The following is a 15578-nucleotide window of genomic DNA, read 5'->3' on the forward strand; positions in this document are numbered from 1 at the left end:
CGATCGCTGCGATCGCAGCAAATGAGTATCCATTTATAATAAATGCTTAAGCTGTTGTTGCTAACAGACAAACATTCGTAAAGTCCGTGTCTGTCTTCGTAACGAGTGGACAAGCTGTTGTGATCACGGCAACTTTATTTGTAACGTTGCTGCTGCAAAAGTACTTAAATTATTCTTGTGAAGAGGATTTTCTTTAAGCTTTGCATCGCACGAGTAGCAACATTATGCTGATGCCAAGCTTGATAGAAATCGGGGTAAGGCATATTCTGGGCGCACTTCCAAGCTAAATTGTAGTAATCATCCAATCGCCAATAACTACTTAAAGCTTTCACTACAGCAATGCGATGCTGATTATTCTGTATAATTTCCCCTAAGCTTGATGCTGCGTTCCTACGGGTAGAGTCATCCACAGTAGTTGATTGCAGCAGTTGCAGCAAGGCGGCGATCGCTTTTTCATTGCCTGGGTCTATTTTCTCTAAGCTATATGCTGCATGCCTACGGGTGTAGTTATCCAGATTAGTTGATTGCAGCAGTTGCACCAAGGCGGCGATCGCAAATTCATTCCCAGTGCCGATTTGTCCTAAGCTATATTCTGCCTGCATACGGGTGTAGTCAGACACATTAGTTGATTGCAGCAGTTGCACCAAGGCTGCGATCGCAATTTTATTGCCTGGGTCAATTTTTCCTAAGCTTTCTGCTGGCTGTATACGGGTGTTGTCATCCAGATTAGTTGATTGCAGCAGTTGCACTAAGGCTGCGATCGCAAATTCATTGCCAGTGCCGATTTTCCCTAAGCTTGATGGTGACCACCCACGGGTGTCGTCATCCACATTAGTTGATTGCAGCAGTTGCACCAAGGTAGCGATCGCAATTTTATTACCTGGGTCGATTCTCCCTAAGCTATATACTGCCCTCTTACGGGTGTCATCATCTAAATTTTTTGATTGCAGCAGTTGCACCAAAGCAGCGATCGCATTTTTATTACCTGCGCCGATTTTCCCTAAGCTTTCTGCTGCCTCCCTACGGGTATAGTTTTCCACATTCTTTGATTGCAGCAGTTGCACTAAAGCAGCGATCGCAATTTCATTGCCAGTGCCGATTTCCCCTAAGCTTTCTGCTACCCTCTTACGGGTGTTCTCATCCACATTTTTTGATTGCAGCAGTTGCATCAAGGCAGCGATCGCTTTTATACGGTCTGTCTGTTGCAGTGCTGACCAAGCTTCCTGTCCAATTGAACTTAAACCATTAATTGTCCACTTGACAATTTGCGCTACTATTTCATCTGCTCTAGAATAACCTTTAAACTCTGTGATTCCTGCGGCAGCTAAAAAATAAGCGCGATATTCATAAAATCCTTTTTCTCTATTCCACTTACCGCATCCGTCTTTAAAGTTCACTAAAGCATCAATAAACTCTTGCTTTTGCTGTTTGAGGTTTTCTTCTGGTCGCCCTAACCAAAGTAATATTGTTTGCTTCCATTGCGGTTCAAAGATGCGATAAGTTCCTTGACTGGGATTTTTGGGAATGTGGTTGAGAAAGAAATGCCAGTCATCAATTGCTTTAGCAGCAAAGTACTCTTGAAATGAGGCATGAAAGAAAGCATAAGCAGGTTTTCTATTTGTATCTATCCCTACACAGTTCAGCCAGCCGCGATTTAGTGCCAGTTTTAGCAGCGACTTTTCATCATTAGCATCTCCCAAGAAGCGATTTACAAAATCCTGCCGCAAGCGAAAACGGGTTGCTTCTTTGTCTATTGCTTCTCTAGCTAATTCCCCCAATTTAATATTAAGTTGCTGACGCTGGTCATAGTTTGTAGCAAATTCCTCTTTTTTCCACTTGTAGAAGTCATCAACAAATTGCTGATAGAGTCCCGCTTGAGTATCGGGTAATTTACCATCTCCTGATTGCCAACTCAAGCAAAGCAGCGTCAACCGCAGAGGATTTTTCACTAAATCCTGAATCCGTTCTTTACCTGATTTCTTTAAGGCAGTGCATAACTGTTTTCCAGTTTCGGGAGCAGTAAACCATTTGTGAATAAATTTCTCTACTTGTTCTGGATAAGAAAAATCTAAACTGCGATAAGTATCAAAATCATCAAGTGCATTACTGCTGCCATCCCACAGATTAACCCGACAAGTCAGCACAATTCGCGCTTGAGAAATTAATCCTGCTTCACGGAATTGTCGGGCAATTTCTGTTAGAGGATTACCTGAAGATGCGGACATTTCATCTAACCCATCTAGCAGCAACCACACATTATTTTGATTAAATAGAGCAACAAAATCATCCTTCAGTTGCTTAGTGGCTTCAGCTTTACCTCTTTTCTCAGCCACCTGAGTTAACCAAGTCTCGAACAGATAAGATTTTAGTTCCTGACCTCGCAAATCTGCTAAAGATACCCAAATGACAATCGACTGGTCAATCTCACGAGATACCCAAGCAGCAATCTGCTGTAATAGTGTTGTCTTTCCTGCTCCTGGTTCACCAATAATCGCAATTCGCTTACCTTTACTTTTAGGCGTGTTCTTCTGTTTGAGAACTTCTTCAAGAAAAGCATTATGCTCAAATGTTTTGGTGATTTCTGTTTCCTTGTACAGTTCTGAACCCTGTTCTGGAGAAATATCGCTCTGACGTTTAGATTGTTTTTTACGCTCAATTAATCCTAGTGGTACGTAAACATCATCAACTTGCAAGGCTACCCCTTGAGTTGATGTCAGAGGATTTGTAGTCAGCTTTCGCCGTTCTGCCAACAATTCACGGCAGACTTTACGCCAGTCATCAGGAGTTAACTTTGTCTCATCCTCCCCTTGAGACGTCTGTAGTCAAAACGTGAAGTTATTAGTTTGGTTATTTATCTGTCCTTGATTTACAACCCCAATTTTTTCTGCTAGCTGCGTCAGATTTTGAATTGTTGGCTGTTGAGACTTGAGGGTATTTTCTATTTCTTGAATTTTTTGAGTGAGTTTTGGTTCTGCTTTTGCTGCTGCTTCCACTTCCACAACAGCTTGAGCAATTTCTGGGTCTTGGTCTGCTGCTGCTTTTAGTTCCAGCACTGCTTGACCATAATCTAATCGCTGCGGTTCATTTGCCTCAACAGCAGTGGTGAGTAATGGCGATTTATTCTTCTGGCGGAGTAATCCGATTAACTTACCAGGAGCCGTCCATAAAGCACCACCAATGTTTTCGCCGATTTTCTCTTGTGCTTTAGTCCAAAGTGTAGTTGCGATCGCAGTAGCAACAGCCGTCAGTGTTACAGTTACCATAAATTCACTACAAATTGAGTTTATGTAGAAATTATTTCAATTGACACAAATAGTATCACGAAAAAGCTAGGCGATTATTAGTGATATAAATTAATACAGTTCAGATAAGACCAAAACAATTGTAGAGACGGCGATTTATCGCGTCTCAAAAACCCAAGCGTATTGTGATAGAAATCAGTCTTTTAACCCGCGCAGGCGGGTTTTGTTTGTGTAGCCGCGACTTATAGTCGCCAGGATACTAATACCAATTCAATTAATGATTGCAACACATCCTTGGGTAAAGACGCGATGAATCGCGTCTCTAACACATCCTTGGGTAAAGACGCGATTCATCGCGTCTCTACAAATGGTCTGTTTGTCGCATTCTTTTTTCAAATTGGTATAAAATGGGGCGTTAAATTTTGGCGTAACGCACCCTAAGAAAATATCTGAAACCTAATATGAATTAACAATTATTAATTAGACGCGCCCTTTCCTGCTACAGGATGAATTATTTCCTCCAGCGTTTGCAGTAATTCTTGCTCGTTATAAGGTTTAGAAAAGTAAGCCCTAGCACCCAATTGCATAGCTAGTTGGCGATGTTTGTTGCTGCTACGAGAAGTCAGCATTGCAACTGGGATATTTTTTGTATCCGCGTCTGAATTTACCTTACCTAAAAAGCCATAACCATCTAAGCGAGGCATTTCAATATCGCAAATTACTGCCTCAACTCTCAATCCACTATGGAGTTTTTCTAAGGCATCTTGACCATCTTTAGCTTGTTCTACTTGATACCCTCCTTTTTCAAGAGTCAACGCTAAAAAGCGGCGAACATTAATCGAGTCATCGACGATTAAAATTGTGCCTTTCTGCTTAACAGATGCTGCTGATATTTTGTCTTCATCAAATATGAGGAACGGTGTTTTTAACCTTGCTGATGGTAATTGAGTGCCTTTGGGACTCCGCCGATTTGTAGCAACCCAATACAGCAACTCATTGACATTAACTAGTGGCACTACTCGACCATCACCGAGAATTGTGCAGTTGCTAAAGCCTTCAGGTAAAGGTATATTTCCCTCCACTTGGCGAATAGCAACTTCCTGTTCACCCCAGCAACGGTCTATTGGGATTGCTACTGGCTGATTATTACCTTTGACTACTAACACGCTGCTAGTATTAATTGCTGGCGATCTTTCCAATTCTGGGTTATCGTAGCGCAGGCAATTAAACTCTAAATAACGAGTCAGGCGAATCAGTGGCAGCATGGTTCCTTGCCAATTTAGAACTTCGCTACCTGCCATTTGGAAAATTTGATCGTTTTGAAGTAAAGATATTTCTGAAATGACATCTGTGGGAAATGCCAATACCATTTTGTTAATTTCTACTAGCAGAACTCGCGCAACGGAAAGTGTAAATGGTACTGATAGAGTAAAGGTAGTACCAACTCCAGGTTCCGTATCAACTTTCACATCACCTCGAATCAGTTTCAGGTTGTTGCGAACTACATCCATACCGACACCGCGACCAGATAATGCTGTCACATGCTCGGAGGTGGTAAAACCTGGTTCAAAAATTAGTGATAACAGTTCTTCATCACTAGCATTAGCAAGTAGAGAAGCATCCAATCCCATCGCTAGGGCGCGGATGCGAATTTTCTCCAGAGAAATGCCCCAACCATCATCACGTATGGTAATTAGGGTGCGATTACTGCGGTGGGTAGCTTTAATTTCAATTAATCCTTGTTCTGGTTTACCCAAAAGGCGGCGGGTGGCTGAATCTTCGATACCATGATCGAAAGCATTCCTTAACAGGTGCATTAAAGGTTCGTTTAATGCTTCTAAAATGCTGCGTTCAATTAAAGTGTTACCACCTTCAATTTTTAACTGGACATTTTTACCATACTCTACATTTAAATCGCGCAATGCTCTAGGAAAACGTTCGATTAAATCGGATAGAGGCCGCATCCGAATATGATTTAGTTTGGTCTGTAACTGTTTTGATGTTTTATTTAGTTTCCGAGCAATTTGGTCTGTATCATCTACACTGAGTTGCACATCAGTTGTGACTTCCTGTACCTGAACAATGGTTTCCATAACTTCCTGCGATCGCAGGTTTAATTCGTTATAGCGATCCATTTCTAAGGCATCAAATTCGCTGTTTTTACCTTGTGTTTGATGACCATTTTCAGCTTGCGATGTCTGTTGACAAGCCACTTCGTGTCTACGCACCCCAGCAGACAAAGCAGCTTGAGGAGAAATTTTCTTGTAGGCTGTACGTAATTCCTGGTTTTCTCGGTCGAGAACTTGGACTCGCTGGTTGAGGTTACGAACGAGTTTGCGTAATTTTTCTAGTTGCGAGTTTAAACCATTCCTCTGAACAATCAATTCACCAAATAAATCATTAATTTGCTCTAGTTGTTTGCTAGGAACTCGGACGCTATTTTCATGAATATCCCGTTCTTTACCAACGCCAACTGCCTCGACTTTACTTTCGCCAATTCTGGTATCTTTAGGATTATTTTCTCTAGCAAATATTGGATTTTGCTCGGTGACATTGACAGCCTTTACATCATTTGTAACTTCTGCATCCACAAATGTAAAATTAGCTGCAATAGCTTCATCTTTAGTCCAAGTTTCTGGAGTTATTTTTGGTTGCCAAATAGATGTTGACGCTACTTCTGTATCAGCTGTATCTGTGGCGCTAAATTGTGGTATTACTTCTGCTGTTAATCGTGGCTGGGATTGCGTATAACTACCGAAGTCAATTTCTGTAGGTAAGTTATCTAGTTGATTTGTCAGTATCAAAGCTTGCGATCGCCGCCATGCAAGCAATGCTAACTGGGCAATTTCGGGAATGCGATCGTTGCTCACAGTTTCCAATTGCTGCGTTACTGACTCACAAAGCTTGGTAAAAGCTGCCAACTGGAGCATTTCCCCCAAACCGCCCAATTCAGCTGCCATCATCACAACTTCTTCATGCAATCCGGGCTGTTCGCTATCTGTCAATATAGATTCTAGACGCTGCAAACACTCTTCTACCTCTGTTCCAAATAGCAAGGGGATAACGTTTTGTCCATCTTCTGGGGATAGCATGGTTGATGCATCTTCAGGGTTGGGGTCGCCCAAGCGATCGTGCAACTCATCAAAAATCGGGTAACAAAAGGTTTCTAACCACTGGTCTTCAACAACATTTCCTTCTGCAAGCAATTCGACAATCTGACGCAGCCAGTCAACTCCAGATAGCAATAAACTTTGCAACTGAGTATCAATTTCTAGAGAATTTTTTTTAGTTTTTAAAACTTTAAAGGAATCTTCCAGACGGTGAGCTAAATCACTTAGCGATCTAAATCCCATCATTCCCGCGCCACCCTTGATAGAATGAGTCGCCCGGAGTGCAGCATTAATTTTATCTAAATCGATGCGGTTAGTAGTATCGATTTCCAGCAATACCCCTTCTAGAGTATTCAAGTAATCAGTTGCTTCTTCCAAAAACTGCATCTGGATTTCTAATTCTTTGTCTTCTAACATAGTTTTTTCCTTAGTCATTGATCATGGGTCATTAGTCATTAGTCATTGGTCATTAGTCATTAGTCATTAGTCATTGGTCATTGGTCATTAGTAAAAGGACAAAGGACAAAGGACAAAGGACAAATGACAACGGACAAATAACAAAAGTCATTCATCATTGGTCATTAACAAAGGACAAAGGACAAATGACAAATGACAAGCTTAACTAATTTTAAAAGTCTCAACAGTCTCTTGCAACTGCTGGGAAATCTCCACAGTTTGTTGCAGAGATTCGGAAACTTGGCGAGAAGAATCGCTAGTACGTTTTGATACAGCCGCAATATCTTTCATTAATTGGCTAACACTTTGCGATGTTTCTACCTGAGATGCAGTTGCAGTGGAAATCGACTGTACTAAGGAGTCAATTTGACGGGATACATCCAAAATTTCACTCAGACTTTGTTTAGCTTCCTCCACAATCTGAGTACCTTCTACTACTTGGGTGGTTCCTATTTCCATCGCCTGCACCACTTCACTGGTTTCTCGTTGGATATTTTCAACAATTTGTTCAATTTCTTCGGTTGCTGCGGCGCTGCGTACTGCTAATTCGCCGACTTCTTCAGCAACTACGGCAAAACCTTGACCTTCTTCACCTGCACGCGCTGCTTCAATGCCAGCGTTAATAGCTAATAAGTTGGTTTGAATGGCGATTTGGTTAATCAAGGATACCACGCGGGAAATTTGTTGAGAAGACTCTCCCAAACGTTTGACTTTTTTAGCAGTTTCAGCAACGGTTTCCCGCAAAGACAGGATATTTTGGACTGTCAAATCCATCGCGTGTCCACTCTTGGTAGCGGTGTGAGTCGCATGGTTGGCAATCAAGGCAGCTTTTTCGGCACTTTGGGCTACAGCTTGCATGGATTGGGTCATTTTGTCAACAGCATCAAGGGTGCGATTGATTTCGGCAGCTTGTGTGAGCGCTGACTCTGCTAAGTCGCGGATGGCTCCTTCGTTAGAGCCAATGGCAGTATTCACCTGGGTAGCAGCTTGTTTAACTTGGGTAACAATATCCCGGAGGCTTTCCACAATGGAGTTGAAAAAGTCGGCAACAGTGCCTATTTCCCCAGGAGTCACGTCTGCACGTACTGTCAAGTCGCCTCTGGCTGCACCTTCTACATCACTGAGCAGTTCTAAAAGTTGCTGTTGCAGTGTTTCTTTTTGTTGCCGTTCTTCGTCTGACCCGATTACGCCAACATTTCTAGATTTTTCAATCTCTTCTAATAACTTGGCTTGTTCTAAGGCATAACCGATTTGAGTTGCTATCTGTTGAAACAAGTCAATTTCCGGCTGTTGCCAAACACGAGGAGTTTCGCACTCATGAGCAATTAATAAGCCTAAAAGTTGTTCTTGGGCAAAAATCGGTACGATCAAATTAGCTTTGACAGCAAATTTTTCCAGCAATTTGAGGTAACTATCGGCATTTTTCAGACTTTCGTCTTGAGAAATATTGGCGATGCCTTCGGCAACGACGCCGCCGATCGCTTGCACCTGTCCATCGTGATAAGTTTCTATATAACGTTCCCGAAAATAGCGATCGTCAATTTGCACACCGAGCATTTTCGGCCAATTATCAGTTACCGATTCCGCAGCGACAACGCCATCCCAAGTATTTGGATTCAGATTATAAATGATTACCCGGTCTGTTTTTAGCGATCGCTGAACTTCCTGCACTGCTGCGTGATAGATATCTTCAGTTTTGAGGATTTTCCGAATTCGTAGGGTAATATCTGCCAGTAATTTTGCCCCTTCAACATCAAGGTCTTGTTCCTTAACTAAGACCTGCAATTGTTCGGCCATCTGGTTGATATTTGCACTCAATAACCCTAATTCGTCTTCTGTTTCGATTTCCAGACGGGTATTAAATTTACCTTGACCTAGCTTTGCTAATGCCACACTTGCATTCAGAATTGGCTGTGTAGTCAGTTTAGCTAACCGAGATGCGATCGCGGCGACAATAAATGCTGTCAGTGCTGTACCGATGGCTATAGTCCACAATAATTGTCTTTGCGGCTCAAATACAATTGCTGTATCTGTAGATAAAAGTACCTGCCAGTTTAAATCAGGCAAGCCATCTAACTTACTAGCTGGTACGTAACTAACTAATTCTTGTTTTTTGTCAGTTTTGGCAACTTCTATAAAACTATCTACCTTTTTGGCTGCCAGCCGTTTAGGTAAACTAGAATACTCTCCCTTTGCTTCTTTCCCCAATAATTCCTTTTGGGGACTCAAGAAAATTTTTCCCGAAGCATCGAGCAAATAATATTGTTGTCCATTGGCTACGTAGTTTTTAATTACTTCCTCTAAAGATTTTACGGGCATACGTGCTTGTACCACGCCAATAGTTTGGCCTGTCCTGGCCTCTTTCACGGGTGCAGCTATATAAATACTCACTACACCAGTATTTTTTGCTGCTTCCGGTTTGCTGATTATCGGAGCATCTTTTTGCAAAACCTCTTGAAAATAGTTACGGTCTTTTTGATTGTCCAGAGGTTCGCCTGTAGATTGCACAATCAAGTTACCTTGGCGATTGAAAACAGCAATGCTGTCATAAGCTTTGTAAGCTTCGACAACGCGATTTAGGACTGCTTGCTTTTCTTGATTAGTGGTACTGATACTAGCTTGGGGACTTGTCAGAAATGGCAAACTTGATATTACCCGAATATCCCCGTAGCGTTCCAACATGAAGCGGTTAATTTTATCACTTAAACCAGTAGCTTCGGCTTGTTGAGATTGAGTAATTTGCTTAGTAATCGACTTGTTGGCAAAACTAAAAGCGATCGCGCCGATGCCCAATACTGGTATTGTACCGATTGCGATCGCTAAAATAGTCGCTTTCTTAACCAATCCCAGCCTTGTAAAATAGGCAATAGCCTGATTCAAAGAAGAATTATTACCAGTTCCAGTAGTCGCCTTAGTTGGTGGCTTTACTACAGTCCCAATACCTTTTTGGGATGAAATCAATGATGTTCGATTTTGAGCGCCATTACCTTGATTCGTGTTGGTTTTATTAAACATAAAATAGTTCTCCGAAGTATGTGAATAAGAACACTAAAAATCTTGTTTTTTAGTAGTACACCCTAATCACTGCGAAGAATAGAAGACTGCACAATTGCCTCTGCATCTAATACCAGTAATATTTCTTGCTGTTGCACAACGCACCCACATAAATAAGGAACTAAACTGGATGCTACTTGTCCGATAGGAGAATGAATAGCATCAGCTACAAACTTGGTTGTACCTTTTATTTCTTGCACAACTAAACCTAACACCAATGATTCCACTCGGATAATAATTGTATTGTATTGTCGCAGTCGAGAATCTAGAGATTCTAAATTGAGCATTCTTGGCAAATCAACTACCCAAATTATCCGACTCCGCCAATTCATTAAACCTAATATGCAGGGCGGCATATTGGGCATAGAGGTGATAGATTCAACAGGCACAATAATTGCTTCTTGGGTATGCGTCATTGATAAAACAGCAGTAGTTTGTTGATTTAGCTGAAACTTCAGATAACCATCTGCTAAGTTATTTTGGATTGGTTTTGGAGAAAGAGTAATGTTTGTACTAGTCATTGATTCAAATTACCACTGATTTAATAGTACGTAGGAGATGTTCGCGGGTGTAAGGTTTAGTTATATAAGCATCTGCACCTTGTCTCATCGCCCACAAACGGTCAATTTCTTGATTTTTGGAACTACAAATCACAATCGGTACTTTTGCAGTAATCGGATTTCTTCTTAGAGAGCGACACAATTCAAATCCGCTCATTTCTGGCATCACTACATCAGTAACGATCGCATCTGGTTTTTCTAACACAGCTTTTTCTAAAGCTTCTTTTCCACCAGAAGCTTTAATGACGTTGTAACCACTCTCTTTGAGATAATGGCTCATTAATTCCAATTCACTGGGAGAATCTTCTACAATCATAATTGTGCCAAGCAAAGTCAGGCTCACTATATAAATCTCCTAAAAAAATAAATTAAAAATATTAATCAGGAATCAGGAATCAGGAATCAGGAATCAGAATGGAATTAGCATAGCTTGTTAGTAGCTTACTAACTTCCTCAATTTTAAGTATTAATCCCGAAGAATCTCCATATTCTAGGTCATTTGAAAGAATTAGATAATAACGACATTCTTCCAAAGAGCCTTGTGCAATATTTAAAAAACGTCCTTTATCTGCTAATCCTTTTTTCTTAAATCCTTCCGCTATATTTGCTGCTATAGAAATTGCTGCCCGTCTAAATTGAGAGGTAAGCCCATATATTTCTGATTTAGGAAAGTGAGCAGTAAATGGGTATACTAACAAAATAAATTGATGTGCTTTCTGCCAAACTATCAAGTCTTGAAATGTCTTCGCTGGCTGTCTCATTTATTCTGACTCCTAAATTCTGACTCCTAAATTCTGACTCCTGACTCCTAAATTCTGACTCCTGACTCCTGACTCCTAAATTCTGAATTCTGACTCCTGAATTCTGACTCCTGAATTCTGAATTCTGAATTCTGAATTCTGAATTCTGAATTCTGAATTCTGAATTCTGACTCCTAAATTAACCAAGATGTTTAAAAACCATTTTTAGCAATTCTGATTGTGTAAAAGGCTTGGTCAAATATCCTGATGACCTGACGATCTTAGCCCTTGCCCTGTCAATAAATCCTGTTCTACCTGTCACCATAATAATAGGTGTATTTTTAAAAGCTGAATGTTTCCGCAATAAAGAACATAACTCGTAGCCATCTAAACTTGGCATTTCAACATCTAGCAAAATCAGATCGGGCTTACTCCGAAGAATTTGCATTAAAGCTTTTACCGGATCGTTGATCATTACAACTGAAAATGTGTTTTCATCCAAAAAGTGTTTAATGGAATTCAAAACTGTTTGGCTATCATCGATGCAAGCAATTGTATATAGTTTTTTGCCAACAGGTGGCTGAGTAGTTTTATTATGATCAGGAATATCAAAATTGATTGTTCTCAGCAATTTTTGCCCAACTTTTATTTGCAGTTGTGGCTGAACTTGAGAGGGTTGTGTTGTAGACAGAACTTGGGAACCCCCACCAGCCGGAATTGATGACTGGATATTTTTCCGATTTCGTAACTGCTTTTGACAATGTTCAACAAGTAACCGCAAATCTAGGCGACAGAACTTTGGTAGTTCATCCAAAGAGCTTTCTGGACTGAATTCATAGCTACCTTCTTTTAAACACAGAAATGATTCCAGCACTTCTTTTGCCAATTCCTCTATCAGGCTTGCTGCTTGCACAGAGGTGATATAGTCCTGATTTACTAACCAACAAATAGCTTGGTAATCTGCATTTGGTATTGATTGATGTTCATTCTTCGTCTCAAACATCAGCCGCATCTGCATACGAGTATCACCATTGAGAGCAGGAATTTGCTGATTCAAGCGTCGCAAGTGACTGTCAAGGCGCTCAAATAGTTTATCTGAATAGGAGGCATAAGTAAGTTTACCGTCCTCTAGATAGATTGACCAAGAAACTATCGCAGTAAATACCCTTAAGCAACCTGTAGCACGCCGACTAGTTAATTGTGCCAACAGAGATAGCGGATGTAGTTTCTGAAACAACCTGTAGCTACCTATAGGAGTTGTGCTCATTTTGCTTTTACTTCAGCTAAATTCGATACGTGTAAGCTAAATTCGTGCAGAGTTATTCCGCAATTTAAATCAAGTAAAAGTCCTGACGGGTTTGTATTTTAAAGTACATCAGTTTTCATCTAGCTTTGTGGTGAAACTCAACGACAGTACGCGTTATTTTTAGATGAGCAAATCTTAGTAAATTCGTAAATTGTGATTAATTTATTTACTGTCACCAAGATTTATAAACACCTTTCGAGAATAAGACATAAAAATGCCAAGAGTAGATGAAGCCACTTTCCATTGAGTAACCCCGATCTGACCACAGGAATAATACTGATTTTGTAGAGATTAATATATTTTAACTTCGGTATTTACACTTAAGAAAAATCTAGTCTTTAAGCAAGTAAGGACTATCTGAAGCCACTTTGCATCGATTAACTTCAGCTTGACCACAGCAATAATACTGATTTTTTTGATAAAAATAAAACAGAATTCAGAATGGCTAGTAATATTACCAGAAAAAGGCGTGAAATTAACCAACTCTCCAGGTGAATTTTTCTGGTTCTCCAAAATGTGCGTAGGCGTAGCCCGTCGTAGACATTGCACAGCCAGTTTATTCCTACTATTGATGTAACGGCTGTAAACTACGCCATATCTCTAGATTAAGTATTAAATGTATAATTATTTACGATAACTTACACTGAAATTTTTACCGAACCCATCGCCAAGATTTTATTAAAAAAGAACCGCTTACGTTTACTTGTATTTGACCCAAAGCAAGAGGTAATTGTGCAATGGATACCTTAGAAAAATATCAACAAATCATCGAGGAGATTCTGACTGAATATATAAAAATACCCTATGCAAATCGTCAATTAGAAATAAAGCTCATCATCGATCGCACAGCTACTAATTACATAGTAATGACTTTGGGATGGCAGGGAGAAGAACGAGTTCATGGTTGTATTATTCATATTGAAATTATTCATGGAAAAATTTGGATTCAGTGCGATGGGACTGAATATGGCATTGCCAATGAACTCCTAGCCGCAGGAATTCCCAAAGATAAAATTGTTTTAGCTTTTCATCCAGAAGATGTTAGACAATACACTAATTTTGCGATCGCTTGATTTTTATCAAGATGCGTTGGCGTAGCCCGCCGCAGGCATCGCCCAGTGGCAGTTTCAGGTAAGATGCCGAATAAACACCCGTTGTGTTTGTTCTCGTTTGTCATCTTATATATTGCACCAGGCGACTGGAAGTCGCGGCTACACAGACAAAACCCACCTTCGTGGGTTAAGAACTCTTGATTTTCTCTTAGTCCACGGAGGTGGACTTCGTTTGTATAGCCGCGATTTCTAATCGCCAGGGCTAGCTGACTTTCGTGCTTGCAGTTGAGGATGAATTAATTCATAGATTTGCGACAATCAAAAGTGCGGATAAAAGGACTTGAACCTTCACTCCTTTCGGAACTAGAACCTAAATCTAGCGCGTCTGCCAATTTCGCCATATCCGCATCAGTTTACTATTGTACCATAAGAAATTATTTATGGGAAGAGGGGATGAGGGAGATGAGGGGGATGAGGGGGATGAGGGAGATGAGGGAGATGAGGGAGACAAGGGGATGAAGAAAGTGTTTTCACAATGCCCCATGCCCAATGCCCATTACATGACTGCAACACGAGGCAGACGATGCTTGAACCCGCAGAGAATTTCCCAGGAAATAGTGTTTAGTTGTTCTGCCCAATCGTCTGCTGAAATTTGTTCTTTTCCCTGTTCCCCTAGTAAGGTGACTACTTCTCCTTCTTGGATATTAGGTATAGCACTCACATCCAGCATCAACTGATCCATTGTAATTGTGCCGATTTGCGGCACCCTCTGACCGCGAATTAATGCCTGCATTTTGTTGGAAAGACTCCGAGGAACACCGTCAGCATAGCCAATTCCGACGACGGCGAGGCGAAGTTCACGCGGGGCAATAAATTGATGACCGTAGCTGACACCCGTTCCTGGGGCAATTGTTTTAACTTGGGTGACTCGTGCTTTAAGTTGCAAAACGGGCTTGAGGTCGATCGCATTTTGTAAATGGGTTGCTGGATAGAGTCCGTAAACGGCTAAACCGACTCGCACAATGTCGTAGTGCAATGCTGGATCTGTGAGTGCAGCTGCTGAGTTTGCCAAGTGCAAGCAGGGTGGTTGGATTCCCATTGCTTTGATTTGAGCGATCGCATCCTCAAATCGTTTATGCTGTTCTTCCATTGCCGTAGTATCAGGATCATCTGCTGTTGCTAAATGGGAATAAATACTGGCTATCTCAAGATGTGGTAATCGTTGCACTAATTGCACAAATTCACCAGCTTGCTGCCAATTAGTTCCCAACCTGGACATTCCCGTGTCTAATTTGATGTGTACGGGTATGGCAGAACCATAATTCATCGATTCTAGGGTATTGGAAAATACCAAAGCTTGTTTAGGGCTACAGAGTGTGGGCTGAAGTTTCCAGTGTGCGATCGCATGAATCTGCTCTGGTGTATGAGTTGCCCCTAAAATCAAAATGGGCGCTTGAATCCCACCTTCTCGCAATTGAATCGCTTCTGGAACTGTAGCGACTCCCAGCCAACTAGCTCCCGACTGGATTACAGTTTGAGCCACTGTTACCGCTCCATGTCCATAAGCATCAGCTTTGACTACTGCCATCAACTGGGTACGCGGCGATAAAAACTGCACCAGTTGCTGTACATTGTACGACAACGCCCCTAAATCAATTTCTACCCAGGCTCGTTGTGAGAACCACGCGTAGGTATCACACTCCTGACTATCAGCAAAACTTGGGGTTTGTTTATGACTCAACATTTGTACTTACTCCTTCACACCACAGCAAAGCTTCCAGATTATCTATAGCGCTTCTCGTTTATATGCAATACACTCTGACCTTACCTCTATTCCTCTCTCCTAAAAAAAAGAGAAGCTTTGAATCTTCTCCCCTTCCCTAGAAGGGAAGGGGCTGGGGGCATTGGTGTCAACTTAAGCCCAAACGCTTATCCCACAGGCGTTTTACCCCCCTTAATCCCCCCTTATCAAGGGGGGAAAAAAATCCAGTTCCCTCCCCTTTATATGGGGAGGGTTTGGGTGGGGTAACGCGGATCGTGATGAGAAGCCAAAGAATT

General features: G+C 41.3%; 11 protein-coding genes and 1 tRNA gene. 1 reads left to right on the plus strand and 11 read right to left on the minus strand.

Going from position 1 to position 15578, the window contains the following annotated elements:
- Positions 1-164: 164 nt before the first annotated feature.
- The 8 genes from V7K27_RS26170 to V7K27_RS26205 form a co-directional block, all read right to left on the minus strand.
- Entirely contained in the window at positions 165-2750 is a 2586-nt protein-coding gene (locus V7K27_RS26170; protein WP_334951172.1) for an NACHT domain-containing protein, read from the minus strand.
- A 72-nt stretch (positions 2751-2822) separates the two neighbouring features.
- Positions 2823-3263, minus strand: coding sequence for a hypothetical protein (locus V7K27_RS26175; RefSeq protein WP_334951174.1), 441 nt, complete (start codon positions 3261-3263; stop codon positions 2823-2825).
- A gap of 455 nt (positions 3264-3718) precedes the next feature.
- Positions 3719-6769 carry a hybrid sensor histidine kinase/response regulator gene (locus V7K27_RS26180; protein ID WP_334951194.1) on the minus strand — a complete coding sequence of 1017 codons (3051 nt, stop codon included), beginning with the start codon at positions 6767-6769 and terminating at the stop codon, positions 3719-3721.
- 201 nt (positions 6770-6970) lie between these two features.
- Positions 6971-9823 (minus strand): methyl-accepting chemotaxis protein, encoded by a 2853-nt coding sequence (locus V7K27_RS26185; RefSeq protein ID WP_334951176.1) that lies wholly within the window; start codon positions 9821-9823, stop codon positions 6971-6973.
- Between the two features lie 62 nt (positions 9824-9885).
- The gene (locus V7K27_RS26190) at positions 9886-10383 is read right to left on the minus strand and encodes a chemotaxis protein CheW (protein ID WP_334951178.1); all 498 of its coding nucleotides are present in this window, start codon (positions 10381-10383) and stop codon (positions 9886-9888) included.
- Between the two features lie 4 nt (positions 10384-10387).
- The gene (locus V7K27_RS26195) at positions 10388-10765 is read right to left on the minus strand and encodes a response regulator (protein WP_334951179.1); all 378 of its coding nucleotides are present in this window, start codon (positions 10763-10765) and stop codon (positions 10388-10390) included.
- Positions 10766-10817: 52 nt separating this feature from the next.
- Entirely contained in the window at positions 10818-11183 is a 366-nt protein-coding gene (locus V7K27_RS26200) for a four helix bundle protein (protein ID WP_334951181.1), read from the minus strand.
- A gap of 178 nt (positions 11184-11361) precedes the next feature.
- Positions 11362-12429 (minus strand): response regulator, encoded by a 1068-nt coding sequence (locus V7K27_RS26205; RefSeq protein WP_334951183.1) that lies wholly within the window; start codon positions 12427-12429, stop codon positions 11362-11364.
- A 776-nt stretch (positions 12430-13205) separates the two neighbouring features.
- On the opposite strand from V7K27_RS26205, the gene V7K27_RS26210 reads away from it, so the two are divergent.
- A complete protein-coding gene (locus V7K27_RS26210; RefSeq protein WP_334951184.1) occupies positions 13206-13541 on the plus strand; it encodes a XisI protein in 336 nt (111 codons plus the stop codon).
- A gap of 304 nt (positions 13542-13845) precedes the next feature.
- Here V7K27_RS26210 and V7K27_RS26215 read toward each other — a convergent pair.
- The 3 genes from V7K27_RS26215 to alr form a co-directional block, all read right to left on the minus strand.
- Positions 13846-13927: transfer RNA gene (locus V7K27_RS26215), tRNA-Leu, on the minus strand.
- Positions 13897-14064, minus strand: coding sequence for a hypothetical protein (locus tag V7K27_RS26220; protein ID WP_334951185.1), 168 nt, complete (start codon positions 14062-14064; stop codon positions 13897-13899). The genes V7K27_RS26215 and V7K27_RS26220 overlap by 31 nt, the downstream gene beginning before the upstream one ends.
- Positions 14065-14076: 12 nt before the next feature.
- On the minus strand, positions 14077-15264 hold the full coding sequence (alr, locus tag V7K27_RS26225; protein ID WP_334951186.1) for an alanine racemase: 1188 nt from the start codon (positions 15262-15264) through the stop codon (positions 14077-14079).
- Positions 15265-15578 lie beyond the last annotated feature (314 nt).

Origin of the sequence: Nostoc sp. (assembly GCF_036919575.1) — a bacterium.
Taxonomy (GTDB): Bacteria; Cyanobacteriota; Cyanobacteriia; order Cyanobacteriales; family Nostocaceae; genus Nostoc.

Bases quoted from the DNA above. Each gene is read 5' to 3' on its own strand.
- V7K27_RS26180 (WP_334951194.1), bottom strand. From the start codon at position 6,769: ATGTTAGAAGACAAAGAATTAGAAATCCAGATGCAGTTTTTGGAAGAA.
- alr (WP_334951186.1), bottom strand. From the start codon at position 15,264: ATGTTGAGTCATAAACAAACCCCAAGTTTTGCTGATAGTCAGGAGTGT.
- V7K27_RS26185 (WP_334951176.1), bottom strand. From the start codon at position 9,823: ATGTTTAATAAAACCAACACGAATCAAGGTAATGGCGCTCAAAATCGA.
- V7K27_RS26175 (WP_334951174.1), bottom strand. From the start codon at position 3,263: ATGGTAACTGTAACACTGACGGCTGTTGCTACTGCGATCGCAACTACA.
- V7K27_RS26200 (WP_334951181.1), bottom strand. From the start codon at position 11,183: ATGAGACAGCCAGCGAAGACATTTCAAGACTTGATAGTTTGGCAGAAA.
- V7K27_RS26220 (WP_334951185.1), bottom strand. From the start codon at position 14,064: ATGGGGCATTGTGAAAACACTTTCTTCATCCCCTTGTCTCCCTCATCT.
- V7K27_RS26210 (WP_334951184.1), top strand. From the start codon at position 13,206: ATGGATACCTTAGAAAAATATCAACAAATCATCGAGGAGATTCTGACT.
- V7K27_RS26190 (WP_334951178.1), bottom strand. From the start codon at position 10,383: ATGACTAGTACAAACATTACTCTTTCTCCAAAACCAATCCAAAATAAC.
- V7K27_RS26205 (WP_334951183.1), bottom strand. From the start codon at position 12,429: ATGAGCACAACTCCTATAGGTAGCTACAGGTTGTTTCAGAAACTACAT.